Here is a 24524-nt window from a genome sequence, read left to right as displayed (position 1 = left end):
GTCGGTCCTTCCGGCTCAGGCTGCGGCATAGCGGTTGGCGGGGCGGGCGAGGCCCAGCAGGCCGCGCAGGGTGTCGGCCTCGTAGGCCGTGCGGAAGGCGCCGCGGCGCTGGAGTTCGGGAACCAGGCCGTCGGTGATGGCGGGCAGGTCATGGCCGAGGACGGCGGGCCGCAGCCGGAAGCCGGTCAGGCCCTCGGTCGCCAACTCCTGTAGCAGGTCGGCGAGTTGGGCGGGCGTACCGGCGAAGATCCGTGCGTCGCTGTCGTACGGCTCCCCCGCGAGGGCGTCCAGGCGGGCGCGTCGGTCCTCCGCCACGGCCTGGTCGTCGTCGAGGAAGACCACCAAGTCGCCGAAGACATGGACGAGTTCGTCCGCGCGGCCGGCCGCTTCCTGCTCGGCGCGGATCTCGGCGACGATCGCGCGGGCGTCGTCGGCGTCACGCGGGGTGACGTAGCCGATGTCGGCCTGGCGGGCCACCAGCCGGTAGGGAACGGTCTGATGGGCGAGCGCGGTGACGAGGGGCTGCCCCTGCGGCGGGCGCGGGGTGATCGAGGGGCCCTTGACGCTGAAGTGCGCGCCCTCGAAGTCGATGTAGTGCAGCTTGTCCCGGTCGACGAAGCGGCCGGTGGCGGTGTCCCGGATCTCCGCGTCGTCCTCCCAGCTGTCCCAGAGCCGGCGCACGACCTCGACGTAGTCGGCGGCCTCGTCGAAGAGGTCGGTGAGCCGCTGCTGTCCGGCCGGGGTGCGCAGCTCCGCCAGGTCCAGCGGCGGGAAGGTGCGGCGGCCGAAGTGGTCGGCCTCGTGCGGACGGGCGCTGACCTGCACCCGCAGGCCCGCACGGCCGCTGCTCACGTAGTCGAGAGTGGCGATCGCCTTGGAGAGGTGGAACGGCTCGGTGAGCGTGGCGATCACGGTCGGTACGAGGCCGATGTGCCGGGTCAGGGGCGCGATGCGGGACGCGGTCAGGACGGCGTCGAGACGTCCGCGGACCTGGTCGGTGCGGCCGTCCAGCTCGGCGTAGTGCGAGGACTGGAGGCCCAGCCCGTCCTCGAAGGTGACGAAGTCGAGCAGGCCGCGCTCGGCCTCGGCGACCAGGTCGGCCCAGTAGCCGGCGGTGAACAGGTCCCGGGGGCGGGCCACTTGCTCGCGCCAGGAGGCGGGGTGCCAGCCGGTGCCGTCGAGGGCCACGGCGAGATGCAGATGCGAAGGGGAGGTCGATGACACGAGTAGGTGCCTTCCTGGAGGTCCGTACGAGATCGCCGGCCCAGGGAAATGGGCTCACGGCGCTGGGGCAACGGCGTCAGGGGCGACAGAGCGCGCCGGCGACACGCAGCAGGTCGATGTGCTGCCGCGTGGTGAGACACACGTGCACGAGGGACGCGCCACTCATGTGCTCCACCTCCACGGAGTCCGGCTTCATAAAAGACAACGGCACGGCTATGCCGTTTCTTCCGGATCCGGGGCAGCGGTCGGCCCGATGAACCGGACGAGCGAGAAGACCGTACGGGCGCGCAGCGTGAAGCCGATCGACTCGTACAGGCGGATCGCGTCGGTGTTGTTCGCCGCGGCGTGCAGGAAGGGCTGCTCGCCGCGTTCCTTGATGCCGGCGGCGACCGCGCGGACCAGGCGGGTGGCCAGGCCCCGGCCGCGATAGTCGGGGTCGGTGCAGACCGCGCTGATCTCGGTCCAGCCCGGCGGGTGCAGGCGCTCGCCCGCCAGCGCGACGAGCCGGCCCTCGTGGCGGATGCCCAGGTAGGTGCCCAGTTCGACGGTGCGGGGCAGATAGGGGCCGGGTTCAGTGCGGGCCACCAGGTCGAGGATCTCGGGTACGTCGGCGGGACCCAGGCGTACGGCCTCGGGGGCGGGCTCGGCCCACAGCGCGGTGTCGACGAGCTGGACGCCCTGGCCCGAGCGGACGATCTCCCAGCCGGCCGGGGCCTCGCTCACACCGCGCACCGCGGCGGTGCCGCCGGGGCCGACGAGCGTGGCCCGGTCGGCCCAGGCACGCGGGTCGTCGTTGTCGGTGATGGCGTGGAAGCCGGCCACGTCGACGGGGTAGCGGACGGCGCGGCCGACGCGCTCGGCGAAGTGGGCGTGCGGGCCGGTGAGCGCGGCCCAGGCCGGGTTGTCCAGGACGTGGGACGTGGTGGTTTCGAGACTGGCGGTGGAAGACATCGGGTGACGGCTCCGGTACTGGTCGCACGGGTCGGGGACCCCGCCGGGACGCGGCGGGGTCCCCTTGCTGAGAGGGTGGGTCAGGAGTCGCTGAGCGGCAGTCCGGGCGGGTTGATCTCGGACTTGGCGACGGCCTCGTTGGAGAGGTTCCAGGCGGCCAGCCACTTGGCGTACTGCCCGTTCTTGATCAGGTAGTTGATCGCGTCGGCCAGCGGCTTGGCGAGGCCGCTGTCCTTCTTCGCGGTGGCCGCGATCAGGCCCTGGAGGGAGGATCCGGCGCCGGAGTAGGTGCCCGCGTTGCGGATCGCCTTCGCCGTGCCCTTGGTCGAGGAGACCTGGTAGGCGACCGAGGGGTTCGGGGAGAGGTAGGCGTCGATCTTCCCGGAGGTCAGCGCGAGGTAGGTGCTGTTGTTGTCCTGGAAGTACTTGACCGTGAGCGGCTTCTTGCCCTCGGCGGCCAGCTTCTTCTTCCACTCCAGGAGGATCCGCTCCTGGTTGGTGCCGGCGCCCACGGCGACCGTCTTGCCGGCGAGGTTCTCGTAATTGCCGTCGAAGTTCCAGGAGTTGTCGGCCTTCACCGCGAAGCCGAGGTTGTCCTCGCGGTAGGAGGCGAACTCGTACTTCGCCTTGCGCTCCTCGGTGTCGGTGACATTGGAGAAGGCGACGTTCACCTTGCCGCTGTCCAGGCCGATGAAGAGGTTCTCCCAAGTGGAGTTCTTCAGCTCGGGCTTGAGGCCGAGGACGGCGGCGACCAGACGGGCGATGTCGGTCTCCGAACCCGTGAGGGTCTTCTGGTCGGAGCCGACGTAGCCGAGCGGCGGGGAGCCGGCGGGCAGGAAGCCGACGCCGATCTCCAGCTTGCCGCTCTTGGCTATGTCCTTGGGCAACTCGGCGCTGATCGACTTCACTTCGGAGACCTTCAGCGTGGTCTCCTTGGCGGCGCCGAGGGACAGGGCACCCACGGTGACCGAGCCGGCGGCGGCGTTGTCGGTCGTGGTGGCCGCGTCACTGTCTCCCCCGCAGGCGGCGAGCCCGCCGGCGAGGGCGGCGACGACGGTGCCGGCGGTGAGTCCGCGAGTGAGTCTGCTGCGAAGGCTGAGGGGAGACATGGCTGTTCCTAGGCTCGGTGTTCAGGACTGTTGAGGGTGAGAAGGGTGAGGCTCAGAGGACCTTGCTGAGGAAGTCGCGGGTCCGTTCGTGCTGCGGTTTGTCGAGGACCTCGTGCGGCGGGCCCTGCTCGACGATCTTTCCGCCGTCGATGAAGACGACCCGGTCGGCGACCTCGCGGGCGAAGCCGATCTCGTGGGTGACGATGACGAGGGTGGTGCCGCTGGTCGCCAAGTCCTTGATGACGGCGAGGACTTCGCCGACGAGTTCGGGGTCGAGGGCGGAGGTCGGCTCGTCGAAGAGGATGACGCCGGGGCGCAGGGCGAGGGCACGTGCGATGGCGACGCGCTGCTGCTGGCCGCCGGACAGCTGCCTCGGATAGGCGCCGGCCTTCTCGCCGAGACCGACCCGGCCGAGCAACTCGCGGGCCAGTTCCAGGGCTTCGGGCTTGCCGAGCCGGCCGGTGGCGACGGGGGCCGCGGCCACGTTGTCGAGGACGGTCAGGTGCGGGAACAGGTTGAAGTTCTGGAAGACGAAGCCGATCCGGCTGCGCTGGGCGAGGATGGCCCGCTCGCTCAGCTCCTTCAACCGCTCCCCCTGCCGCTTCACGCCGATCAGTTCGCCGTTGACGCTGACGTAGCCGATCTCCGGCTTCTCCAGGTGGTTGATGACCCGCAGCAGCGTGGACTTCCCGGAGCCGGACGGGCCGAGGATGACGGTGACCTCGCCGGGCCGCACGGTCAGGTCGACGCCGTCCAGCACCCGGTGGGCGCCGTACCACTTGTGCACGTCGTGCACCTCCACCGCGGCGGGCGTGATGTCGGTCGGCGCTTCGAGGGTCTTGGCGCTCATATCGCGGCCTCCCGGCGGATACGGGCCCGCAGATCGGTGAGGCCGGTGCGGAGCTTCTGGATCGGCGTCGGCGGCAGGGAGCGCGTGGCGCCCCGGGCGTAGTACCGCTCGACGTAGAACTGGATGACCGACACGACACTCGTCAGGATCAGGTACCAGACGGTGACGACGAGGAGCAGCGGCACGATGTCACCGGGGTAGGTGGAGCCCATCGTCTGCGCGGAGCCGAACAGGTCGAGCAGGGAGACGTAGAAGACCAGCGAGGTGCTCTTGATCAGGCCGATCAGCTGGTTGACGTAGTTCGGGGTGATGGAGCGCAGCGCCTGCGGGAACACGATCCTGCGGAACTGGTAGCTCTTCGGCAGGCCGAGGGCGGAGGCCGCTTCGTGCTGGCCCTGGTCGACGGAGAGGATGCCGCCGCGGACCACTTCGGCCGCGTAGGCCGCCTCGTTGAGGCTGAGGCCGATGACGGCCACGACCATGTCGGTGGCCAGTTTCGACTCGTCGAAGGAGAAGAAGGCCGGCCCGAAGGGGACACCGACGCTCAACGTCCGGTACAGAGCACTGAAGTTGTAGAGGAAGAGCAGCACCACGATGAGCGGGATCGAGCGCAGCGCCCAGACGTAGGTCCAGCTCACCGCGCGCAGCACCGGGGACCTGGAGAGTCTGGCCAGGGCGAGCAGGATGCCGCCCAGGAGGCCGAGGACCGCGCTGTAGGCGGCCACTTCGAGGGTGATCAGCAGCCCGTCGAGGATGGTCGGCCGCAGGAACCAGTAGCCGAAGCGGTCCCACTGGTAGAACGGGTTGGTCGCCAGGCCGTGCACGAACTGGGCCGCGAGGACCAGCACGACCGCGGTGGCGATCCAGCGCCCCGGCCGGCGCAGCGGCTGAACTCGCTGTGCCGTGAGGGGTTTTGACGGTTCGTCGGCAGGCGGTGCCTCGGCGAGGGACACGGCGGCGCCAGGGGGTTCACTCATGGTGGGCTCCGGCAGGTTCGGACACCCCGGACCCCGGCGGTGGACGCGCGACGACGGGCGGCGCGCGCGGCTGCGCGGGACTGGGGGCGGGGAGGGGAACTGCACACCGGCGGAGGCGGGTGTGCGTCAGAGGTGCGCGGGCTGGCTGGTCGTCAGCCCCGACAGCGGGCACGGCCCGGTGCGGTACACAGTGCGCTGCTGACCCGGAGCAGATCGACGGCGCGGTCGGCGACGAACAGGTTCGCGTACGACAGCACGCAGCTCTGTGGGCGGCATGCGGCCGTCCTGAGAGCTGCGTACATGGCGTCACCTGTCACTGTCGGAGGCCCCCGGAAGGGGCCGCGCGCTTACCGAAACGTCATCCGGTCCGGTCGTCACCTGGGGCACCCCACCGCGGTGCGAGGGTTGCCGGTCAGCAAGCCAGGGCTTGTCGCTGACACTCATGACCGTTCTGGGCGATATTCAAGACACTTGCCCGAACGAATGTCAACGCCGGTCCACGAAGTGGAACGACTGTGGAGCTGCTGTGGACGGGCGGTGAGCGGCTATCGGGCCGCGTGGGCCGCCCAGTCGAGGATCTGCACGGCCGCGCCGGCCGCCTCCAGACCTCGGCAGTGGGCGTGGTGCCGGCGGGCGATGCCGTCCAGGTCGAGATGGGTGCCGAAGGCCGGGTGGGCGGCCAGGCGGCGGGCGTACGCCCACAGGGTCGGGTGGTCGGCGATGCGCTCGACCGCGCAGGCGTCCAGGTGATGCCGGTGCACGGTGTCGAGTTGGACCAGGGTGACCCACAACTCGACGTCGGCCGCGGTGATCTGATCCCGGATCATGTAGTCGCGTCCGACGAGCCACCGCTCCAGCGCACCCAGCGACTCCAGCAGCGTTTCGAGGGCCGCGTCCCGCTCCGCCTGCTCTCCGCCGGACTGTCCGGCACGCTGGGCGGCTCCCTCGATGTCCTGGGCGCACATCCGCTCGACGGCCTCGATCTCCGACTCGGCGCCGCACGGGTACAGCGAGAGCCGGTCGGCGCCGAAGCGGCGGGCGAGGTCGCGGGTGATGTCCGGGGCGTGGGTGCTGACGATCCGCCCGGACCAGTCGTCGCTGAGCACCGGTCCGACGGCCGGCCCCGAGTACCGGTGGGCGCTCGCCTCGTACAGCGGGCGCAGCACCGAGTGGCCGCCCTGCGGGGAGTCGGGGACGGCGGGCAGGTAGGTCGCCGGACAGACGGTGTCCAGGCCGAGCAGGCTGTGGGTGACGGCGATGCGCAGGCCGTCGGGACACGCGGTGGACAGATGGAGGCGGTAGCGGCGCGGAACGGCGTAGTGGCCGCTGCGCGGATCGCCGCCGATGCGGCCCCGGAAGGCGGGCGCGGACGGAGTGGTGGTGTGGGCGGCCAGCGGTGTGACGGACATGACTCTCCCCGGGAGCGGGCGCGGACGTACGCGCGGCGGAAGCGACGTCGGACGGGAAGGGGCCGGGCTCAGCCGTGCGGTGCGGACGGACGACGCCGGTGGCGTCCGGTCGCGGGACGACGCGTGGGCGTCGCGGGCACGGGAGGGGCGCGGCTCAGCCTTGGCGGCTGATCGCGCTGCAGACGCGCAGCAGATCGATGTGGCGGCGGGAGGTGAGGAGAGGCGAGCGGCTCACGCGTACGGTGACCGGTCCAAGGCGCCTCATGTCATTCCCTACCTGTTCACTAGGATTCCCTTCTGGAGTGTCGATCCCCCTGGCTGCGGCGTCAAGAGGGCGTCCACCGACCGGTCGGTGTCCCGTTCGGTTTCGGTGTGCCGTTCGGTTCACATCGGCCCGTTCAGTTCACGTCGGCCCGGGCGGCACCGTCGTCCAGGGCGTCGTCCTCCTCCGCCGGGCTGTCGGAGAGGAAACCGCCTGACTGGTGGCGCCACAGCTTCGCGTAGGTGCCTTCGGACGCGAGCAGTTCCTCGTGCGTGCCCTGCTCGACGATCCGGCCGCGGTCCAGGACCACAAGGCGGTCCATGCCGGCGACCGTGCTCAGCCGGTGCGCGACCACGAGCGCGGTGCGCCCCTCCATGAGCCGCCACAGTGCCTCCTGGACGAGCAGTTCGCTCTCCGAGTCGAGGGCGCTGGTCGCCTCGTCGAGGAGCAGGATCGGCGCGTCGCGCAGGATCGCCCGGGCCAGCGCGACCCGCTGGCGCTGGCCGCCGGAGAGCTTGATGCCGCGCTCGCCGACCATCGTCTCGAAGCCTTCGGGCAGCGTGTCGGCGAACTCCGTGACGTGCGCGGCCTCGGCCGCCCGGCGGATCTCGGCGTCGGTGGCGTCCGGGCGGGCGAAGGCGATGTTGTCCCGCAGGGTGCGGTGGAACATGGCCGGGTCCTGGGGCACGTACGCGATCAGACCGCGCAGGTCGGCCTGACGGAGCCTGCTGATGTCCTGGCCGCCGATCAGGATGCGGCCGGCGTCCAGGTCCGTCATCCGCAGCAGCAGCCGGGTGAGGGTGGTCTTGCCGCCGCCGGACCGCCCGACCAGGCCGATCTTCGCGCCGCCGGGCACGGCGAGGTCGAGTCCGTCGAAGAGCGGGGCGCCGGGTCCGTGGGCGAAGGTGATCCGCTCGAAGCGGACCGAGGCGGCCCGCGCAGGCAGCGGGTCCGGCTTCGCCGGGTCGAGCACGGTCGGGGGCGAGTGCAGCAGCTCGGTGAACTGCGCGGCCTCCGTCATCGAGCTCTCCAGCCGCCGGTAGATCTGGTTGAACTCGAACATGATCCGGGTGGCGTTGGTGTAGTACGTGAACGCGACCACGACCGCCTCCACGCCGTGCCCGCCCCGGCTCAGCGTCACCGCGAGCAGCAGCCCGAGCGCGTTGGTCGCCACGGACAACGGCGCGACCAGCGTGTCGATGCGCAGATTGCCGTAGTCCCACGACATCAGCGTCAGCCGGCGGGACGTGGCGACCCGGGAGCGGTGCTCGGCGGCCTCGCGCTCCTCGGCCGCGAACGCCCGCACGGTGTCCATGTTCATCAGGCTGTCGGCCACATGCCCCGACACCCGCGCGATGGCCGCCTCACGCTGGTCCACCAGCCGCTGGCGACGCCGGATGAGGGGCGCCACGCACAGCGCCGTCACGGTGATCATCGTCAACAGGCCGACGACCAGGAGCGGTTCGTAGCGCCACAGCACAACGGACCCGAACAGCAACGGAATCAGGCTGCCCATGATGTTGAACGTCAGCGTGTCGACGAACTCCTCGAACCGCGAGGCGAAACTGAGGACCCGCTTGGTCAACGAGCCGGCGAAGTTGTCGTGGAAGAACGAGGCGTCCTTGGCGAACAGTTCGTCCAGACCGATCACGTAGAGGTGCTCGATACCGAGCGCGTCCAGGCGGTTGAGGCAGTGCAGTCCGATCCGCCAGAGCGTCTCCGCGAGCAGCAGGACGACGGTGAAGGCGAGGACGTACGGCAGTGTCGCGCGTACGCCGATGCCGTCGTCGTCGGCGATGCGGCCGACGAGCTTGGCGACGACCAGCGGCGCGATGTAGGCGATGCCGACGTTGCCCAGCGCGGGCAGCAGCATGGCGGGCAGCGTCAGCCGCCGCAGCCGCGCCAACTCCCGCCCGTAGAACCGAAGTGCGAGCAGTACCGAGCCGCGGCCCGGTACTCCGTCGTGCGATGCAGGCGTTCCCATTCCCACCCTGTCGTCGTGTCCCCGCGTACGGCCAGGCATGGCAGTGTCCTGCGACCGGTACGGCCCGGTCCATGCGTTTTTTCCGGCCTGCGGCGAGTGGTGTCCGGCTGTCGGCGGGTGGTGGGACGGCATCGCGCGTATGCGGCTCAGGAGGTGTCAGAGGTCGGCCGTACGCTGGAAAGGTGCCCCCGAACGCGCCGATGCGCCTGCCCGACATGCCGTTGCACGACCCGTTCGTGGTCGCCGACGAGCTGACCCGCACCTACCACCTCTACACGTCCAACGACCCGTCCGTGTCGGGCGTGGACGGCACCGGCACGATGGTCTACCGCAGCCACGACCTGCGCGACTGGACGCGCCCGGTCGTCGTCTTCCGCACCGAGGACCAGCCGGGCATCTGGGCGACCGACGGCGCCTGGGCCCCGGAGGTGCACCGACGGGACGGCAGGTACTACCTGTTCACGACCCTGCACAACGCGGACAGACCGCTTCCGGTCCCACCGCCCGGCCGCTGGGGCACGCCGTTCCGGCTCCCCACCCACATGCGCGGCACGGTCACGGCCGTGTCCGACTCCCTGCTGGGCCCCTTCACCGTCGTCGACCCGTCCCGCCCCACCCCGCCCGAGCACCTCATGACCCTGGACGGCACGCTGTACGTCGACCCCTCCGGGCTGCCGTGGATGGTGTACGCGCACGAGTGGCTCCAGACGATCGACGGCACCATGGAGGCGATCCGGCTCGCTCCGGACCTGACCCGGACCGTCGGGGACCCGGTGCTCCTGTTCAAGGCCTCGGACGCGTCCTGGATCACCGAGCAGCTCCCCGCCGGCGTCCCGCACCAGCTCGCGCCCTACGTCACGGACGGCCCCCAGCTCCACCGCACACCCGACGGCACCCTGCTCATGCTGTGGTCGACGTACGAGAAGAACGTCGCCGCGGAGGACGGCACGCTCAGCGGCGGCTACGTGCAGACGTACGCCGTCTCGGAGTCCGGCGACCTCACCGGACCGTGGCACCAACGTCGGCCCCTGGTCCGGCAGGACAGCGGCCACGGCATGCTGTTCCACACCTTCGACGGACAACTGATGATGATCCTGCACCGGCCGTTCGAGAACGCGCGGGGCAAGCTGTACGAGATGGAGCTGGACGGCGCGGAACTGCGCGTGCTGCGCCAACGCACCGACCTGGACGGTGAGTTGGCGTGACGGACATCGATGCCCCTCAGCCGCTGCCGCATGTCGATCTCCATCAGCACCTGTGGGGCCCCGCGTTCCTGGCCGCCCTGCGCGCCCGCACCGAACCGCCGTACCTCGACGGCTGGACCCTCCACACGGTCGGTGAGCCGCCCTACGAGGTCTCCGCCGCCGATCACGACATCGCGCGGCGCGCCGAACTGGCCGCCGCCGACGGCCTCGGCCGAGCCCTCGTCTCGCTGTCCGCCCCGCTCGGCATCGAGTGGCTGCCGGCCGAGGAGGCACGGCCACTGATCGACGCGCACCACGAGGACGCGGCCGGTCTGCCGGAACCGTTCGGGGCGTGGGCGGCGGCCGGTGTGCGGGACATCGACGCGGAGGCGACGGCCGAGGCCCTGGATTCGGGGCTGGGGCTGGCCGGGCTTCAGCTTCCGGCCAACTCCCTTACCGACGCGGCCGGTTACGCCCGATGCGCCCCACTGCTCGACCTCCTCGAAGAGCGCGATCTCCCGCTGTTCGTGCATCCCGGACCGGCGCTGTTGGGGTCGTCGGGCTCGGGGGCATCGGTCTCGGGGTTGGCGGGCCCCGTGATGCCAGGGCCCGGCTGGTGGCCCGCGATGGTCCCCTACGTCCAGCAGATGCACGCCTCTTGGTTCGCGTTCCGCGCCTTCGGGCGGCCACGCCATCCCCGGCTGCGGGTCTGCTTCGCCCTGCTGGCCGGGCTCGCCCCGCTGCACGGGGAGCGCTTCGCGGCGCGGGGTGACGGCGCGGACGAGGTGGACCGGAACGTGTTCGTGGAGACGTCCTCTTACGGTCCGCGCGCCGTCGAGGCGATCGTGGCGGCGCTCGGCGCGGATGCCGTCGTCCAGGGCACCGACCGGCCCTATGCCGGGCCACCGGAGCGACCGGGCTTCGGTCTGGGCGGAGCGGCGGAGCGGGCGTTCCGGGTCGACAACCCGTGGCGGCTGCTCAACGGGAAGGGGTGACCAGTCGACTGGTCGCTTGCCTGCCGCCGACGGCTTGCTTACCGCTCGTCGGGCGTGGGGAAGTCCGTCGACCGGCTGACGTCCGCCCACTTCTCGGCCTCCGCGGAGCGCTCCGCACCCGACTCCAGCGCGATGCGCAGCGCGTCCGAGCCGAGCAGTAGGCGCCGCGGCGGCTCTTCGGTGTCGACGGTCTCCGCGATGACCTGCGCCGCCCTGGCCGGGTCACCGGGTTCGTTGCCGTTGTACTGGGCGAACATGCGCGCCCACTCGCCGACGGTCCGGTCGTAGTCCTCGCCGATCGGAACGGGTGAAGTGGCGGCTCCCGCGACCCAGTTGGTGCGCAGTCCCCCGGGCTCGACGATGATCACCTTGATGCCGAGGGGGGCCACCTCGTTGGCGAGCACCTCCGAGAATCCCTCCACCGCGAACTTCGCGGTCTGGTAGGCGCCCAGCCCCGGGGTGCCGCCCACCCGGCCGCCGATCGACGAGATCTGGACGATGTGCCCGGAGCGCTGCCGACGCAGGACGGGAAGCACCGCCTTGGTCACGTTGACCACGCCGAACAGATTGACGTCCAGCTGGGCCCGGAACTCGCCGTCCGGGATGTCCTCGATCGCCGCGCTGGTCGCGTAACCGGCGTTGTTCACCACGACGTCCACCGTCCCGAAGCGTTCGGTGGCCGCCGTCACCACCGCGCGGGCGTCGTCGGGATCGTTGACGTCGAGCGCGACGGCGAGCAGTCGGTCGCCGTGCTCGCGCGCGAGGTCGTCGAGGCGTTCCGGCCGGCGGGAGGTCGCCACCACGCGGTCGCCGCGGTTCAGCGCGGCCAGCACGAGTTCGCGTCCGAGTCCGGCGGAGGCGCCGGTGATGAGCCAGGTCCTGGTAGTCATCGTGATCTTCCTTCTTCTTCGCAGGTCGTGCTTCTTCTGTGCGGGTCAAGTGAGTTGGGTGATCACGCCGGGACGGTGATCGTCTTGTGCTCGACGTACTCGGTGAGGCCGACGGCTCCGTACTCGCGCCCGGTGCCGCTCGCCTTGTAACCGCCGAACGGGCCGTCGAAGCCGATGGGCGCGCTGTTGACGGTGAAGGTGCCGGTCCTGATCCGGCGGGCGAGCTCGAGGCCGTGCTCCACGTCCGCCGTCCAGACGCCACCGCTGAGGCCGTACTCGGAGTCGTTGGCGATGCGCACGGCGTCGTCCTCGTCGTCGAAGGGGATCACCACCAGGACGGGACCGAAGATCTCCTCGCGTGCGATCCGCATGCTGTTGTCCACGTCCGCGAACAGGGTCGGCCTGACGTAGTTGCCCTGCTCGAGACCGGCCGGCGACTCGGGTCCTCCGGTGACCAGGCGGGCGCCTTCCTCGATGCCGAGCCGGATGTAGGACCGCACCCGCTCCTGCTGTTCGGCGCGGACCAGCGGGCCGACGAAGGTGTCCTCCGCCGACGGGTCGCCGACCTTCAGTCCGTCGAGCAGGTCCTTGAGGGCGGTCACCACGTCCTCGTACCGGCTGCGCGGCGCGAGAACTCGCGTCTGCGCGATGCACGCCTCGCCGTTGTTCATCAGCGAGGCGAACCGCAGCGCGGGCACGGCCTCGGTCAGGTCCGCGTCGGGCAGGATGATCACCGCGGACTTGCCGCCCAACTCCAGGCTGACGCGCTTGAGTTGGCGGCCCGCGACGGCCGCGATGGAACGGCCCGCGCCGGTCGAGCCGGTGAAGGCGACCTTGTCGACGCCGGGATGGGCGACCAGGTACTCGCTGGTCTCCCGGTCGGCCGGGAGGATGCTGACCACGCCCTCGGGCAGCCCCACCTCGTCGAAGAGGTCGGCCAGCAGCATCATGCTGAGGGAGTTCTCCGGCGAGGCCTTCAGGACCACGGTGTTGCCCGCGAGCAGCGCCGGGATCATCTTCGCCAGCGCCGCCGAGAACGGTGAGTTCCACGGGATGACGGCGGCCACTACGCCGATGGCCTCGCGGCGCACGACGCTGCGGAAGGGGGCGTCGGGGACGGACGGGTCGAGCGTCTCCTCCCAGCCGAACTCGCGGGCGGCCTTGAGGTAGCCGAGCGCCTGCCGGGTGAGTCCGCCCTGACCCGCCCTGTTGAACCAGAGCGGATTGCCGCGCTCGGTGGTGATCAGCCGCGCGATCTCCTCGGCCCGCCCCTCGCGCAGCTTGTTCAGCCGCACGATCAGGTCCTGGCGCTGCTCCGGAGTCGTGTGCCGCCAGGGCCCTTCGTCGAAGGCCGCCCGGGCCGCCGCGACCGCGCGGTCGATGTCGGCCGGCCGGGCCTGCACGGACCGGCCGACGAGCGACTGGTCGTGGGGTGAACGGATGTCGAGCGGGGTGGTGTCGCTCGGGTCGGTCCAGAGACCGCCTGTGTAGAGCTTGTCGCGCACGATCATGGCGCCGTCTTCTCTCTGTCCCTGTCGTGTAGAGGTTGACGCAACAAACGCTACGTCGATGTGACAGTTAATGCAACAAGCGTAATGTTATTGTGGCGCTACAGCACCCTGGAACTACGGAAGGTGATCACCGCGATGAGAGCCGACGCGGCCCGCAACCTGGACTCGGTCCTACAGACGGGGGCACGGCTGCTCGCGCGGGACCCGGCGACGACCATGGCCGCGATCGCGGCGGAGGCCGGGGTGGACCGGCGCACGGTCTACCGCCGGTTCGCGAGCAGGGAAGCCCTGCTGTCCGCCGTCTACGCGGCGAAGCTCGACGCCGCCGAGGTGGTCATGGACGCGGTCCGCCTGGAGAAGGCGCCGGTCGCGATCGCGCTGCACGGATACGTCGAGTCGATCATCCCGGTCAGCCGGCGCTGGCCGGTGGACATCCGGCGGATGATGCAGGAGGACCCCGAGGCCGAGCAGCGGGCCGAGGCGCTGCGCGAGCGGCTGGAGGCGTTCCTGCGGCGCGCGGCCGACGAGGGGTTGGTCCGGCAGGACCTGCCGCCCGGGTGGGCGACGGCGCTGTTGAGCAACCTGGTCGACACCATGGCCCATGTGTTCGTCGACATCGAACCCGGCCCGGCCGCCGACCTCGTGGTGGCCTCGCTCCTGCACGGCGTCGGATAGGGCCTGTTGGTTCTCCGCGTGGACGTGGTCAACTGCTGATCCGGAGCGGCGTCATGGCGGCGCCGGAAATGACCGCGGCCGATCATCCTGGAGGAATCGTGGTCGACAAGTGGACCGCCGAGGACGTGCCCGACCAGCGGGGCCGGGTCGCCGTGGTCACCGGCGCCAACACCGGGATCGGTTTCGAGACCGCCATGGTCCTCGCCGCGCGCGGTGCGGCGGTGGTGCTGGCGGTACGGGACACGGCCAAGGGCGAGCGGGCCGCCGGCCGGATCACCGCCGCCGCTCCCTCCGCGGACGTCTCGGTGCAGCACCTCGACCTCACCTCGCTCGACTCGGTGCGCGCCGCGGCGGACCAACTACGGTCCAGGCTCCCGAGGATCGACCTACTGATCAACAACGCCGGGGTGATGTACACACCCAAGAGCACCACCCATGACGGGTTCGAACTCCAGCTGGGCACCAACCACCTCGGCCATTTCGCCCTCACCGGGCTGCTGTTGGACCGGATGCTGACGGTCGAGGGCTCCCGAGTGGTGACGGTCAGCAGCCTGGCCCACGACCTTCGGGCCGCCATCGACCTCAACGACCTCCAGTGGGAGCGCCGTTCCTACAGCCGGGTGGGCGCGTACGGCCAGTCGAAGCTGGCGAACCTTCAGTTCACCTACGAGCTCCAGCGCCGGTTGGCGGAAAAGTCTCCGACCGTCGCCGTCGCCGCGCACCCGGGCCTCGCGTCCACCGAACTGATCCGCAACTCGGTGTTCGTCGTACGCACCTTCGTCAGGGCGTTCAACCCCCTGATCTCGCAGCCCGCGGACCGCGGTGCGCTGCCCACCCTGCGCGCGGCGACCGACCCCGACGTGCGAGGCGGCGAGTACTACGGCCCACGCGGACTCCGGGAGCTCAGGGGTTATCCGGTGCGGGTGCGGTCCAACCGGCTCTCCCACGACGAGTCCTTCCAGCGCGGCCTGTGGGCGGCGTCGGAGGAACTGACCGGAGTGACCTTCCCGGTCTGACGCGTCGCCGTTCGCGCTTCCGGTTTCGTCTGTCCTGTCATCACGCACGCTCCGAGGTGGATTCAACAGGCGCGGCCGGACCGTGGTGCCGGGCCCCCACGGCGACGGTGGCCAGCAACGCCAGCACCACCGCGGTGAACCACGTCGTCGCATTCCCCAGGCTCATGTGGAGACTGGCGACGCCGAGTCCGACGGGCAGCAGGGCCAGTCCGAGGTAGGAGACGAGGAACAGCCCGGCGAGGGCCTCACCGCGCTGGGCCGGGGCGGCCGTCGCGGCCACATGCCCGACGGCCGACTTGAACAGCACCCCCGCGCCCGCTCCGGCGAGAACGCCGGCCAGCAGGAACACAGGCAGGCCCGCGAGGTGTACGCCGATCGCGAGTACGGCCATCCCCGCGGCCTGGGCGAGGAGTCCCACGTACCAACGCGTCCGGTCGCCGAGCCGGCCGGTGCCCGTCTGGGCCGCGGCGGCGGCACCGAACACCGCGAACACGACCAGTCCCGCCAGCGCGTGGGACGGGTGGTGCAGAGTGCCGGCGACGAAGCCGGGCGCCACCGAGGTGAACAGGCCGAACACGGCCATGGAAGTGAAACCGGCCGCCGCCGCGGCGAGGTATCCGCGGTCGCCGCGGGCCACGCCGACCCGCTGCGGCCGGTACGCCGGCCGCACGGCAGGCTTCCGGACCGTCTCGGGTGTCAGGGCGACGGCGACCGCACCGATCAGCAGCAGCACGACGAAGACGGCGTACGGCAGCCGCAGCGGCGCCCCCAGGTACTCGGCGAGCGCGCCCGCGACCAGGGGCCCCACCCCGAGGCCGCCGATGTTCGCCGCGGTCGACACGATCTCGAACCGTCGCGTCGAGGCTCCGGGCCGATGCGCGGCGTGCAGTTCGTGCAGATACGCCGTCGCGGTCGCCGTCAGCATGCCCACGCCGAGGCCGGTGACCAGTCGGGCGACGATCAGCACCGGGAGCGAGGCGGTGGAAAGGAACAGCACGGCGGCGAGCAGTTCCAGCGCCAGCGCCGAGGTCAGGACCTTCTTGCGGCCCAGCCAGTCAGACACGTGCCCGGCGAGCAACAGACTCGTCAGCACACCGACGGCGTAGACGGCGAACACGACGGTCACCGTGAACGTGGAGAACCCGTCGCGGGCCTGGTACAGCGGATACAGCGGGGTGGGGACGGTGGAGAACGCCATCGCCGTCACGAACACCGCGGCGACCGTCCAGAAACCGCGGCCGTACCGGCGGACGGTGTCCGGAGCCTGGGCGACTCCGTCCTTCGGGGCGGGCGCGGGATCCGTGCGCGGACCCTTGGCCGACGTCGACAACATCGCAACACTCCGATCCATTGACGGTGGATTCCGTCGGCGGCGGACCGGCCGGCCGGCATCGAACCGACCGGCTCTGGTTCACCGTCCGGTGTTGCCAACATGCGGGCGGAGTGGTTGTTTCCCGTTCGGCGGAGATGGTTCGAGATGGCGGTTATCTGTATCGGAGATGGCCGCGCAGGCATGGCATCCGGCATGACATCCGGCACGACAGGGCCCTCTCACCGGGGGCGTCACCGGCGCGGCCTCACCTCGACTGCCGCATGATCCAGTCCCGGATGCCGGGGATGGTGCGGACGCCACGCAAAAGGGCCCTCACAGGCTCTCGCCCGTGAAGACCCTTCACACCGTCGGGACGACAGGATTTGAACCTGCGACCCCTTGACCCCCAGTCAAGTGCGCTACCAAGCTGCGCCACGTCCCGGTGCGGCTCACCCGTCGAAACGTGTGATCACGCAGGTAAACCCTACCGCATGCACACGGCCACCCCGCACGGTCACGGATCGGTCACTGCACCACGGAACGTCTCCTGCCGCATGCTGCGCAGCACTACCGTCCCCTCACGCGAAATACGCAGGGGGGTACGAAAATGACCAATCCGTACAACACTTCGCCCACCATCCCGCCCAACCCGCCGGCCGGCATACCGTCGGCCGGTCCGGCGCCGCGCTGGGCGAGAAAGCGCTATGTCGTCCCGGCGGTCGGATTCGCCTTCCTGGTGGGCCTGTTGGCCGATGGAAGCGACGACGGGAAGGAGCCGGCGTCGGCGTCGACCGCGCCTCGGGTCACCGCCACGGTCACGACGACCGCCACGGCGACCGCCACGGTCACCGAATCCGCGGATCCCGAACCGGCCGCCACGGTCACCGTCCGGGCGACACGGACCGTCAAGGCGACGGTCACGGCCGAGCCCGCCGAAGTCGCCGGTGGGAGCGACGATTCCGGCGGGCAGGACGTGTACTACGCCAACTGCGACGCGGCCCGCGCGGCCGGTGCCGCCCCCGTCCGGGTCGGTGACCCCGGATACGGGCGGCACCTCGATCGGGACGGGGACGGCACGGGGTGTGAGTAGCGGGGTGGGCCCCACGTAGGAGTGGGTCAGCCTCGCGGGCCGGAGGCCAGTGGCTCCGGGTTCGGCTCCGCCGTCTGCGAGCGGTCGCTCGGCAGGTCCGTCGACACGTCGGTGGCCGCTCGGAGCGAACCCGAGAATCCGCGGGCCCGCGTCGGGACCAGGAGTGCCGCCAGTGCCGCCGCCAGGCACAGCACCGCCAGCAGGGCGAAGCCGTGGGTGTAGCCGGACTCGTACGGCAGGCCCGAGGGCTGGAGGTGGCCGGTGACCAGGACGCTGGTCAGCGCAGCGCCGATGGAGCCGCCGATGGTGCGGATGTTGGCGTTCATGCCGGTGGCCGCGCCGGTCTGGGAGGCGGGGACGCTGCCGACGATGAGGTTGGCCATCGAGGCGAAGGCGAGTCCGATACCGAGGCCGAACACGCCCGAGACCAGGGCGACTTGCCACTGCGCGTCGTGCCACAGGGCGAGCATGCCCAGGGCCACCGCACCGAGCGCGGCACCGGTGGTGAGGAGCGACTTGGCGCCCACCGCCGGTTCCAACCGGCCGCTGAGGATGCCGGAGACGAACATCGCCACCAGCATCGGGAGCATGAGCAGCCCGGAGGCCGTGACGCTCGCGCCGAAGCCGTATCCGGCGGAGGACGGGGTCTGCACGAAGCCCGGCAGGAAGGACCACAGCGAGTACATGCCCGCGCCGAACAGCAGCGCGGCGGCGTTGGTGGTCCACACCGCGGGCAGCCGCATCACGCGCAGGTCGATGAGCGGGGACCGGGAGCGGGCCTCGGCCAGCAGCCACAGCGCGAACAGCACGACGGCCGCGGCGAACAGGCCGATCACCCGGCCCGAGCCCCAGCCCCACACGCTCGCCTGGCTGAGCGGTAGCAGCAGGGCGACCAGCCATGCCGAGAGCAGCCCGGCGCCGAGCCAATTCACCTTGCCCTCCGCCCTGTTGGGCGACTCGGGCACGTAACGCAGGGCGATGAGCGTGGTCACCGCGACGACGCCGACCGGGATCCAGAACAGCCAGCGGTAGTTGAGCGCGGACACGATGGGGCCGGCCGCCACGATGCCGACGCCACCGCCCGCGGCGATCACGGCGGACAGGTTGCTGATGCTGCCGCTGACCCGGGAGGCGTCGAACTCGTCCCGGATGATGCCGAACGACAGCGGGAACAGGGCGCCGCCGATGCCCTGGACGACCCGGGCGACGATGAGCACGCCGATGTTCGGCGCGAGCGCGGCGAGCAGACAGCCGAGCGCCACGACGACCAGGACGGACACCAGCGTGCGCTTCTTGCCGATGAGGTCGCCGACCCGGCCGAGGATCGGCGTGAAGACGGAGGCGGACAGCAGATAGGCCGTCATCACCCAGGTCGCGGTGGACTGCGAGGTGTGCAGCGCGTGCTGGACGGTCGGCAGGGCCGGCGCGATCAGCGACTGCAGCATGGAGAACACGCCGGCACCGGTCGCGAGCACCGCGAAGGTGAGACGGGTGGACTTGCGGGGCATGAAAAGGCCTCTCCGAACCGAGGGGAGATGGAGACAGGGAGAGAAGAAGAGAGGAGGGAGCAGAGATGGGAGATACGGGGGTGGAGTCGCGTCGGCCGGGCGTGCGGCCGCACGCATCCGCACCGGGCCCACCCACACTGGTAAAGTGGAGGTACCCCTCCACTGTAGCGGAGGCACACCTCCGGTTCAACCCGTCCCACCCCGGGAGGCACCCGTGACCGCCCAGCCGTCGCCCACCAGCGAGGCCCTGACGTTCCCCGTCAGCGAGATCGTCGCGTCCCAGCGGCCCCACCGTAAGGACGCGGCCCGCAACTACGACGCCCTGCTGGTCGCGGCCCGCGAGGCCTTCGCCGAGAACGGCGCGGAGGCCTCCCTGGAGGACATCGCCCGCCGCGCGGGCGTCGGCATCGGCACCCTGTACCGGAACTTCCCCACCCGCCGCCATCTCTTCGAGAGCGTGTACGCGGACGAGGTCAACGACCTGGTGCGGGTCGCCCGGCAGGTCGCCGACCAGGAGCCCTGGGAGGCCCTGACGTCCTGGCTCGCCCGGTTCGCCGCCTACATGGTGACCAAGCGGGCGATCCGGGAGGCCCTCGACGGGGAGTCGGAGATCCTCAACGCCTGCCGCGACTCCATGTACGCCGCGGGCGGTCCGCTCTTCGAGCGCGCCCAGGCGGCCGGCGTCGCGCGCAAGGACATGGACTTCGGCGATCTGATCCGGATGGTCGCGGGCGTCACCGGCACGACCTTCCTGGACGACGCCCAGCGCGACCGGGTCCTGGCCATCGCCCTGGACGGCGTCCGCGTGATCCACTGAGAACGGAGCCCGCATGTCCTTCCTGGCCAGGCCGGCGGTGGCCGCGTTCGTCGCGAAGGCGATGCAGCGCGCGACCCTGTCCGCCGAGCGTCGCTCCGGCGGGCGCGGATCCGCTGCCGCGTCGCACGCACGGTTCCCCGAATACCCGCGTGTGGTCACCGAGTTGACGATCCCGACGTCGGTCGCGCCGGCGCGGGCCGTGGTGTACCTGCCGACGACCGAAGGCGACGATCCCCCGCCGGTGCACGTCAACTTCCATGGCGGCGGATACGTGATGTCCGTGACGGAGATCGACGATCCGCTGTGCCGGTTCCTCGCCGTCGAGGCGGGGGCGGTGGTGATCAACGTCGACTACGCCGTCGCCCCGCAGCATCCGTTCCCGGCTCCCCCGCGACAGGCCTACCAGGTCGTCCGCTGGGTCGCCGAGCACGGCCCGGAGCACGGGTGGGACGGCGGGCGTCTCACCATCGGTGGGCAGAGCGCCGGCGGTGGGCTCGCGGCGGCCGTGGCGCGGCAGGCGTTGGAGGAGAGCGGGCCGTCGATCGCGTTGCAGGTGCTGCACTATCCGCCGCTGGATCTGACGACCGAGGCGAGGTCCAAGCGGGCCGCCGTCGACAAGCCGGTGCTGCGGCCCTGGATGACCGACGTGTTCGACACGGCGTACATCCCTGACGTCGAGCTGCGTCGGGATCGGCTCGTGTCGCCCGCGCATCCGTCCGACACGGTGGACTTGACGGGCATCGCTCCGGCGGTGGTCATCACCGCGGAGTTCGATCTGCTCAAGGCCGAAGCCAAGGCCTACGCGGATCGGTTGCGGCTGGCGGGGGCACTGGTGGAGTACCGGGATGTGGGTGGGGCCGATCACGGATATGACGGCCAGGACGATCAAAAGGCCCGCGAGACCTATGAGTTGATTGCCCGTCAGATACGGAAGGCGACTAGCGGCTGATCCCGCAGTTCCCCGCGCCCCTAAGAGAAAAGGGCGTAGGGAGAACCGCCGATCCAAGCACTAGCCGATCACCCTCGGCAGCCTCACGCCCAACCTCTCCGACTGTTCCGTCAGGTCGCGCCACACCTTCGGGGCCACCGGGATGCCCCGCTCACCCCGCTCGGCGGCCACGGCCGCGCTGCGTTCGCCGGGGTAGTGGACACCGTCCGCGCCCTCCGCCACCGGCAGGTCCTTGAGCGTGGCCAGAGTGGTGTCGACGTTCGCTGTGAAGGCGTCGGGGTCGCCGAAAGCGGCCGGGTCGAGGGCGATGAGCAGGGCGTTCTGGCGGTGCTTGCGGCCGGCCGGGTCGTCCGAGTGGAAGGCGGAGAAGATCGGCGCGCCCACGAGGACGCTGGTCAGCAGCTCGAAGGCCAGTGACATGCCGGAGCCCTTCGCACCGCCCAACGGCAAGGGCATGACCGCCAGTTCAGGGTCGGTGGTGGGGGTGCCGTCCTCCGTGGCCGCCGCGCCCTCGGGCAACGGCGCGCCGCTCGCCTTCGCCTGGCGGATCCTGCCGAGGGCGATGGTCGCGGTGGCCATGTCGAGGAGCAGCGGGGCGTGGTCGCGGGCCGGTACCGCGACGGCGAGCGGGCTGGTGGCGACGGCCGCGCCCTTGACGCCGGTGTAGCCCATGTTGGGCATGCCGGCCACGAACCCGATCCCGACCAGGCCCTGTTCGGCGATCCTGGAGACGTAGTAGCCGATGGCGCCGGTGTGCACGGTGCGGCGGACGCCGACGGAGGCGATGCCGGTCACGCGGGCCCGCCGTACGGCCTCGTCGGCGGCGGCGCTGAGGGCCACCGGACCAGGGGCGCGGTCGGCGTCGAGGACGGAGGCGGCCGGTGTGGTCGACTCGACGGTGATTTCGGCGTCCGCGTTGGCGACACCCTTGGCGAGCAGCTCCAGGTAGGCGGGGACGCGGGCGATGCCGTGGGAGTCGACTCCGCGCAGCGCGGCCCAGACGAACACGTCGGCGGTGGTGCGGGCGTGTTCGGGACTGAGGCCGCCCTTCTCCAGGAGGGCCGCGGAGAAGGTGCGCAGGTCGTCGGCGGGGACCAGGACCTTCGACGGTGTGGTGGACATGGTGGCGGGTGCCTCCTGGATCAGGCGTTGCGGATGAGCGGATCCGAATCAGCGGGTGACGAGCACGTCGACGACGGCGGTGGTGCCCCCGGTCACAGCCTTGAGGGCGCGCTCCAGCGCGGGCGCGAGCGCGTCCGTGGTGTCGACGGTCTCGGTGTGCATGCCGAACGGCTCGGCGAACCCCGCGAGTCGGGGCAGCCGGCGCAGGTCGGTGCCGAGCCATTCGCCGGTCTCGGCGGCAGCACCGTCCGGGTAGAACCGTCGGTGGTTGAGGTTCATCGACTTGTACACGCGGTTGTTGAACACCACGATCAGCAAAGGGAGTTCGTACGCCTTGGAGGCGTCGTACGACGGGATGACCGGGTTGTAGGTGAAGGCGCCGTCGCCGATGGTGAGCACCACCGGGCGTTCCGGCGCGGCGAGTTTGACGCCGAGGGCGACCGCGATGCCCTGGCCGAGGCCGCCTTGGACGTAGAAGTAGGAGTCGGGAGTGTCGGTCCGCAGGTGCCGTTTGACGATCCGGCTGTGGGTGATGGTCTCGTCGACGACGATGCCGTCCCGGCCGTCGAGGAGCGTGCGCAGGGTCGCGGCGACGAGCACCGGGTCGATGCCCTCGGCGTCGGCGGACCGACTCTCGGCGTCAGCGGCCCGGCTCTCCGCGTCGGTGACGGCGGCCAGTTCGGCCGCGTGCCGCTGCTCCTGCGCCGTACTGCGGACGGCGATCGCCGCCTCGTCGAGATCCTTCGCCCGTTTCGTCAGCTGGCGCAGGGTGTTGGTGACGTTGCCTTCCAAGTAGCGGTCGGCGAAGAGGACTTGGTAGACGACGTGCGGGCGCTGCGGCACCTCGTCGATGACGACGACCTTCGCCTTGGCGGGGCGGCGGGACGGCGGGTAGAAGGGGGCGCGGCAGTTGACCAGGAGGATCAGGTCCGCCTCCGCCATCCACGGTCCGATGTCGCTGCCGGCGTGCAGCGGGTGGGTGCGCGGGAAGTTGCCGCACACCGCCGAGTCGGGCTCGACGACCGGGATGTGCCAGGCCTCGGCGAAGGCGACCAGGGCCTCGAAGCCGCCTTCCTCCCGGCCTGCGGTCTCCGTGACGATCACGGGGTTGGCGGCCTCACGGATCAACTGGCCGACGGAGTCGACCTCTTCGGGCGAGCTGTGCGTGGAGCCCGGCGCGACGATCGGCTTGGCCGCGCGGCCGTCCCACTCCTCCAGAAGGATCTCCAGCGGGATGTTGAGGTACGCCGGTCCCGCCGGCGCCCGCCAGGCCAGCTCCGCCGCCCGGGTGATCATGGTGGGCAGGGTGTGGACGCTCGCGGCCTCGTTGGACCACTTGGTGAAGGGCTGCGCGATGCCGTGCGGGCCGCCCACGACGGACAGATTGCGGTACCACTGGCCGCCCGGATCATGGCCGGGGGCGTCGCCGTACGTGGTGGACTCCGAGGAGGCGACCACCATCGGGACGCCGGCGAGGAGCGCGCCGTGCACGGCCATGGAGCCCTGGAGCAGACCCGGGGCCGCGTGCAGCAGGACGCCCTGGGGGCGCCGCCTGAGCAGGCCGAAGCCGGTGGCCATGCCGACGGCGACGGTCTCGTGGGTCAGGTCGAGGTACTCCGGGGCGGGTTCGCCGTCGCGGTGCCGGCGGGCCAGCGCCTCCCACACGGGGGCCCACTCGGATCCCGACGAGCAGAAGAGGTACTCGGCGCCGACGGCGTTCAGGGCGGAGACGACGGCGTCACCGCCGTCGACGCCCGGGTTGTGCGGGTAGTCCGTCATCTCTGGTGCTTCCTCAGCCCTCGATCGGCCAGTTCAGGACCTCGGAGATACCGCGGCCCATGATCCATTCAAGCTCCTCGGGCGTGAAGTCCCAGTGCTTGGTGAACTGCTCGATCGTGTCGGTGTAGGTGATGCCGTGGCCGAGCAGGCGGGTGATGTCAGTCCCGTAGAAGCAGCGCTGCGGTCCCATCCTGTCGACCATCTCGCGGACGTACTTCTGGATGTTGTTGTTCGGGAAGGGCTGGGTGGAGTAGCCCGGCAGCGCCGACACCTTGACGTAGATGTTCGGGTGGGCGGCCAGGTCGGCGGTCTCCGAGACCCAGTAGCCGATCGCGTCGTCCACGCAGCGGGCCATGATGCCCATGTGGTCGATGATGATCTTCAACTCGGGGTGCTTGTCGGCGATTTCGCCCAGCTCCCGCTTCCAGATCGGGGCGTGGACCATGGTCGGGATGCCCAACTCGGCGGCGACCGGCCAGTACCAGTCGTTGGTGCCGTCGATCATCCAGTTGCGGTCCTGCGGCCGGTGGAAGGTCAGACGCGTGCCCTTCACATGCGGGTTCCGGGCGAAGTCCTTGAGCATCGCCGTGCCCTCTTCGGGCTTGTTCTGCGGGATGCGGGCCATGATGCCGAAGCGGTCGGGATGCGCCTCGCACGCCTCCAGGGCGTAGTCGATGCGGTCGCCCTCCCAGGACGGCGGCAGGATCAGCGCACGGTTGACGCCCGCCTCGTCCATCAGCTCCAGGGCCTCCTCGTAGGAGAAGGGGTCCTCCCGGTGGCCGTTGAGACGGATGCGCTCCCGGGCGCCGGGGACCCAGGGGCGGTCCGGGGTCTCTTCCTTCCAGATGTGAATCTGGGTGTCGACGACGAACATCCTTCAACTCTTTCTGTCGAACGGGGTGATGGGCGG

Annotated in this window: 23 protein-coding genes, 1 tRNA gene and 1 riboswitch; of the genes, 7 read left to right on the top strand and 17 right to left on the bottom strand. The window is 70.8% G+C overall.

Annotation, left to right across the window (positions count from 1 at the left end; genetic code table 11):
- Nucleotides 1-15: 15 nt before the first annotated feature.
- The 9 genes from ACWD5F_RS25030 to ACWD5F_RS24990 form a co-directional block, all read right to left on the bottom strand.
- Entirely contained in the window at nucleotides 16-1224 is a 1209-nt protein-coding gene (locus ACWD5F_RS25030; protein ID WP_451257466.1) for an LLM class flavin-dependent oxidoreductase, read from the bottom strand.
- A gap of 76 nt (nucleotides 1225-1300) precedes the next feature.
- On the bottom strand, nucleotides 1301-1390 hold the full coding sequence (locus tag ACWD5F_RS25025) for a putative leader peptide (protein WP_401711728.1): 90 nt from the start codon (nucleotides 1388-1390) through the stop codon (nucleotides 1301-1303).
- Nucleotides 1391-1437: 47 nt separating this feature from the next.
- Nucleotides 1438-2175 (bottom strand): GNAT family N-acetyltransferase, encoded by a 738-nt coding sequence (locus tag ACWD5F_RS25020; RefSeq protein WP_451257464.1) that lies wholly within the window; start codon nucleotides 2173-2175, stop codon nucleotides 1438-1440.
- An 80-nt stretch (nucleotides 2176-2255) separates the two neighbouring features.
- The gene (locus ACWD5F_RS25015; protein ID WP_451257462.1) at nucleotides 2256-3284 is read right to left on the bottom strand and encodes an ABC transporter substrate-binding protein; all 1029 of its coding nucleotides are present in this window, start codon (nucleotides 3282-3284) and stop codon (nucleotides 2256-2258) included.
- Between the two features lie 52 nt (nucleotides 3285-3336).
- A complete protein-coding gene (locus tag ACWD5F_RS25010; RefSeq protein ID WP_401711735.1) occupies nucleotides 3337-4134 on the bottom strand; it encodes an amino acid ABC transporter ATP-binding protein in 798 nt (265 codons plus the stop codon).
- Nucleotides 4131-5111, bottom strand: a complete 981-nt coding sequence (locus ACWD5F_RS25005; protein WP_401711738.1) for an amino acid ABC transporter permease — start codon at nucleotides 5109-5111, stop codon at nucleotides 4131-4133. Before ACWD5F_RS25005 ends, ACWD5F_RS25010 begins: the two co-directional genes overlap by 4 nt.
- Before the next feature lie 338 nt (nucleotides 5112-5449).
- Nucleotides 5450-5559, bottom strand: a riboswitch (SAM riboswitch).
- Nucleotides 5560-5656: 97 nt separating this feature from the next.
- Nucleotides 5657-6520: a glutathione S-transferase C-terminal domain-containing protein gene (locus tag ACWD5F_RS25000; protein WP_451257459.1), complete on the bottom strand. Its 864-nt coding sequence runs from the start codon at nucleotides 6518-6520 to the stop codon at nucleotides 5657-5659.
- A 154-nt stretch (nucleotides 6521-6674) separates the two neighbouring features.
- Complete coding sequence (locus ACWD5F_RS24995) at nucleotides 6675-6785, bottom strand: putative leader peptide (protein WP_401711743.1); 111 nt, start codon at nucleotides 6783-6785, stop codon at nucleotides 6675-6677.
- 133 nt (nucleotides 6786-6918) lie between these two features.
- Complete coding sequence (locus tag ACWD5F_RS24990; protein WP_451257457.1) at nucleotides 6919-8766, bottom strand: ABC transporter ATP-binding protein; 1848 nt, start codon at nucleotides 8764-8766, stop codon at nucleotides 6919-6921.
- A 200-nt stretch (nucleotides 8767-8966) separates the two neighbouring features.
- Here ACWD5F_RS24990 and ACWD5F_RS24985 point away from each other — a divergent pair, with 200 nt between their 5' ends.
- Together ACWD5F_RS24985 and ACWD5F_RS24980 are read left to right on the top strand one after the other, a co-directional pair.
- A complete protein-coding gene (locus ACWD5F_RS24985) occupies nucleotides 8967-9971 on the top strand; it encodes a glycoside hydrolase family 43 protein (RefSeq protein WP_451257576.1) in 1005 nt (334 codons plus the stop codon).
- 23 nt (nucleotides 9972-9994) lie between these two features.
- Nucleotides 9995-10945 carry an amidohydrolase gene (locus ACWD5F_RS24980; RefSeq protein ID WP_451257574.1) on the top strand — a complete coding sequence of 317 codons (951 nt, stop codon included), beginning with the start codon at nucleotides 9995-9997 and terminating at the stop codon, nucleotides 10943-10945.
- A gap of 38 nt (nucleotides 10946-10983) precedes the next feature.
- Here the strand turns inward: ACWD5F_RS24980 and ACWD5F_RS24975 are convergent, their stop codons facing one another.
- Together ACWD5F_RS24975 and ACWD5F_RS24970 are read right to left on the bottom strand one after the other, a co-directional pair.
- Nucleotides 10984-11835, bottom strand: a complete 852-nt coding sequence (locus ACWD5F_RS24975; protein ID WP_451257455.1) for an oxidoreductase — start codon at nucleotides 11833-11835, stop codon at nucleotides 10984-10986.
- 62 nt (nucleotides 11836-11897) lie between these two features.
- Nucleotides 11898-13346: an aldehyde dehydrogenase gene (locus tag ACWD5F_RS24970; protein WP_451257453.1), complete on the bottom strand. Its 1449-nt coding sequence runs from the start codon at nucleotides 13344-13346 to the stop codon at nucleotides 11898-11900.
- A gap of 135 nt (nucleotides 13347-13481) precedes the next feature.
- On the opposite strand from ACWD5F_RS24970, the gene ACWD5F_RS24965 reads away from it, so the two are divergent.
- Both ACWD5F_RS24965 and ACWD5F_RS24960 read left to right on the top strand, forming a co-directional pair.
- Entirely contained in the window at nucleotides 13482-14021 is a 540-nt protein-coding gene (locus tag ACWD5F_RS24965) for a TetR/AcrR family transcriptional regulator (RefSeq protein WP_451257451.1), read from the top strand.
- Nucleotides 14022-14074: 53 nt separating this feature from the next.
- A complete protein-coding gene (locus ACWD5F_RS24960) occupies nucleotides 14075-15037 on the top strand; it encodes an SDR family NAD(P)-dependent oxidoreductase (protein WP_451257450.1) in 963 nt (320 codons plus the stop codon).
- A gap of 40 nt (nucleotides 15038-15077) precedes the next feature.
- Here the strand turns inward: ACWD5F_RS24960 and ACWD5F_RS24955 are convergent, their stop codons facing one another.
- Both ACWD5F_RS24955 and ACWD5F_RS24950 read right to left on the bottom strand, forming a co-directional pair.
- Nucleotides 15078-16370 carry an MFS transporter gene (locus ACWD5F_RS24955; protein WP_451257448.1) on the bottom strand — a complete coding sequence of 431 codons (1293 nt, stop codon included), beginning with the start codon at nucleotides 16368-16370 and terminating at the stop codon, nucleotides 15078-15080.
- Between the two features lie 347 nt (nucleotides 16371-16717).
- Nucleotides 16718-16791, bottom strand: a tRNA-Pro gene (locus ACWD5F_RS24950).
- Nucleotides 16792-16956: 165 nt separating this feature from the next.
- On the opposite strand from ACWD5F_RS24950, the gene ACWD5F_RS24945 reads away from it, so the two are divergent.
- Nucleotides 16957-17439: an excalibur calcium-binding domain-containing protein gene (locus tag ACWD5F_RS24945; RefSeq protein ID WP_451257446.1), complete on the top strand. Its 483-nt coding sequence runs from the start codon at nucleotides 16957-16959 to the stop codon at nucleotides 17437-17439.
- Between the two features lie 26 nt (nucleotides 17440-17465).
- Here the strand turns inward: ACWD5F_RS24945 and ACWD5F_RS24940 are convergent, their stop codons facing one another.
- Nucleotides 17466-18947: an MFS transporter gene (locus tag ACWD5F_RS24940; protein ID WP_451257444.1), complete on the bottom strand. Its 1482-nt coding sequence runs from the start codon at nucleotides 18945-18947 to the stop codon at nucleotides 17466-17468.
- A 214-nt stretch (nucleotides 18948-19161) separates the two neighbouring features.
- Between ACWD5F_RS24940 and ACWD5F_RS24935 the strand changes: the two genes are divergently transcribed.
- Nucleotides 19162-19764, top strand: coding sequence for a TetR/AcrR family transcriptional regulator (locus ACWD5F_RS24935; protein WP_451257442.1), 603 nt, complete (start codon nucleotides 19162-19164; stop codon nucleotides 19762-19764).
- Between the two features lie 13 nt (nucleotides 19765-19777).
- Complete coding sequence (locus ACWD5F_RS24930) at nucleotides 19778-20713, top strand: alpha/beta hydrolase (RefSeq protein WP_451257440.1); 936 nt, start codon at nucleotides 19778-19780, stop codon at nucleotides 20711-20713.
- Between the two features lie 60 nt (nucleotides 20714-20773).
- On the opposite strand, the gene ACWD5F_RS24925 is transcribed toward ACWD5F_RS24930, so the two are convergent.
- The 3 genes from ACWD5F_RS24925 to ACWD5F_RS24915 are packed head-to-tail and all read right to left on the bottom strand — an operon-like array spanning nucleotide 20774 to nucleotide 24488.
- Nucleotides 20774-21835, bottom strand: a complete 1062-nt coding sequence (locus tag ACWD5F_RS24925) for an Ldh family oxidoreductase (RefSeq protein WP_451257438.1) — start codon at nucleotides 21833-21835, stop codon at nucleotides 20774-20776.
- A gap of 48 nt (nucleotides 21836-21883) precedes the next feature.
- Nucleotides 21884-23614 (bottom strand): thiamine pyrophosphate-dependent enzyme, encoded by a 1731-nt coding sequence (locus ACWD5F_RS24920; RefSeq protein WP_451257436.1) that lies wholly within the window; start codon nucleotides 23612-23614, stop codon nucleotides 21884-21886.
- Nucleotides 23615-23627: 13 nt separating this feature from the next.
- Nucleotides 23628-24488, bottom strand: coding sequence for an amidohydrolase family protein (locus tag ACWD5F_RS24915; protein ID WP_401711784.1), 861 nt, complete (start codon nucleotides 24486-24488; stop codon nucleotides 23628-23630).
- Nucleotides 24489-24524: the final 36 nt, after the last annotated feature.

It is taken from the genome of Streptomyces sp. NPDC002499, from assembly GCF_053595415.1.
Note: the sequence above shows the minus strand (reverse complement) of the source record. Positions and strands in the feature narration are given on the sequence as shown.

What these genes read in the sequence shown, in the direction of transcription:
- ACWD5F_RS24960 (WP_451257450.1), top strand. Translation starts at nt 14,075, where the DNA reads ATGGCGGCGCCGGAAATGACCGCGGCCGATCATCCTGGAGGAATCGTG.
- ACWD5F_RS24945 (WP_451257446.1), top strand. Translation starts at nt 16,957, where the DNA reads ATGACCAATCCGTACAACACTTCGCCCACCATCCCGCCCAACCCGCCG.
- ACWD5F_RS24915 (WP_401711784.1), bottom strand. Translation starts at nt 24,488, where the DNA reads ATGTTCGTCGTCGACACCCAGATTCACATCTGGAAGGAAGAGACCCCG.
- ACWD5F_RS24955 (WP_451257448.1), bottom strand. Translation starts at nt 16,370, where the DNA reads ATGTTGTCGACGTCGGCCAAGGGTCCGCGCACGGATCCCGCGCCCGCC.
- ACWD5F_RS25025 (WP_401711728.1), bottom strand. Translation starts at nt 1,390, where the DNA reads ATGAGTGGCGCGTCCCTCGTGCACGTGTGTCTCACCACGCGGCAGCAC.
- ACWD5F_RS25005 (WP_401711738.1), bottom strand. Translation starts at nt 5,111, where the DNA reads ATGAGTGAACCCCCTGGCGCCGCCGTGTCCCTCGCCGAGGCACCGCCT.
- ACWD5F_RS24925 (WP_451257438.1), bottom strand. Translation starts at nt 21,835, where the DNA reads ATGTCCACCACACCGTCGAAGGTCCTGGTCCCCGCCGACGACCTGCGC.
- ACWD5F_RS25020 (WP_451257464.1), bottom strand. Translation starts at nt 2,175, where the DNA reads ATGTCTTCCACCGCCAGTCTCGAAACCACCACGTCCCACGTCCTGGAC.
- ACWD5F_RS25015 (WP_451257462.1), bottom strand. Translation starts at nt 3,284, where the DNA reads ATGTCTCCCCTCAGCCTTCGCAGCAGACTCACTCGCGGACTCACCGCC.
- ACWD5F_RS24985 (WP_451257576.1), top strand. Translation starts at nt 8,967, where the DNA reads ATGCGCCTGCCCGACATGCCGTTGCACGACCCGTTCGTGGTCGCCGAC.
- ACWD5F_RS24990 (WP_451257457.1), bottom strand. Translation starts at nt 8,766, where the DNA reads ATGGGAACGCCTGCATCGCACGACGGAGTACCGGGCCGCGGCTCGGTA.
- ACWD5F_RS25010 (WP_401711735.1), bottom strand. Translation starts at nt 4,134, where the DNA reads ATGAGCGCCAAGACCCTCGAAGCGCCGACCGACATCACGCCCGCCGCG.
- ACWD5F_RS24920 (WP_451257436.1), bottom strand. Translation starts at nt 23,614, where the DNA reads ATGACGGACTACCCGCACAACCCGGGCGTCGACGGCGGTGACGCCGTC.
- ACWD5F_RS25000 (WP_451257459.1), bottom strand. Translation starts at nt 6,520, where the DNA reads ATGTCCGTCACACCGCTGGCCGCCCACACCACCACTCCGTCCGCGCCC.
- ACWD5F_RS24975 (WP_451257455.1), bottom strand. Translation starts at nt 11,835, where the DNA reads ATGACTACCAGGACCTGGCTCATCACCGGCGCCTCCGCCGGACTCGGA.
- ACWD5F_RS24965 (WP_451257451.1), top strand. Translation starts at nt 13,482, where the DNA reads ATGAGAGCCGACGCGGCCCGCAACCTGGACTCGGTCCTACAGACGGGG.
- ACWD5F_RS24940 (WP_451257444.1), bottom strand. Translation starts at nt 18,947, where the DNA reads ATGCCCCGCAAGTCCACCCGTCTCACCTTCGCGGTGCTCGCGACCGGT.
- ACWD5F_RS24970 (WP_451257453.1), bottom strand. Translation starts at nt 13,346, where the DNA reads ATGATCGTGCGCGACAAGCTCTACACAGGCGGTCTCTGGACCGACCCG.
- ACWD5F_RS24930 (WP_451257440.1), top strand. Translation starts at nt 19,778, where the DNA reads ATGTCCTTCCTGGCCAGGCCGGCGGTGGCCGCGTTCGTCGCGAAGGCG.
- ACWD5F_RS24995 (WP_401711743.1), bottom strand. Translation starts at nt 6,785, where the DNA reads ATGAGGCGCCTTGGACCGGTCACCGTACGCGTGAGCCGCTCGCCTCTC.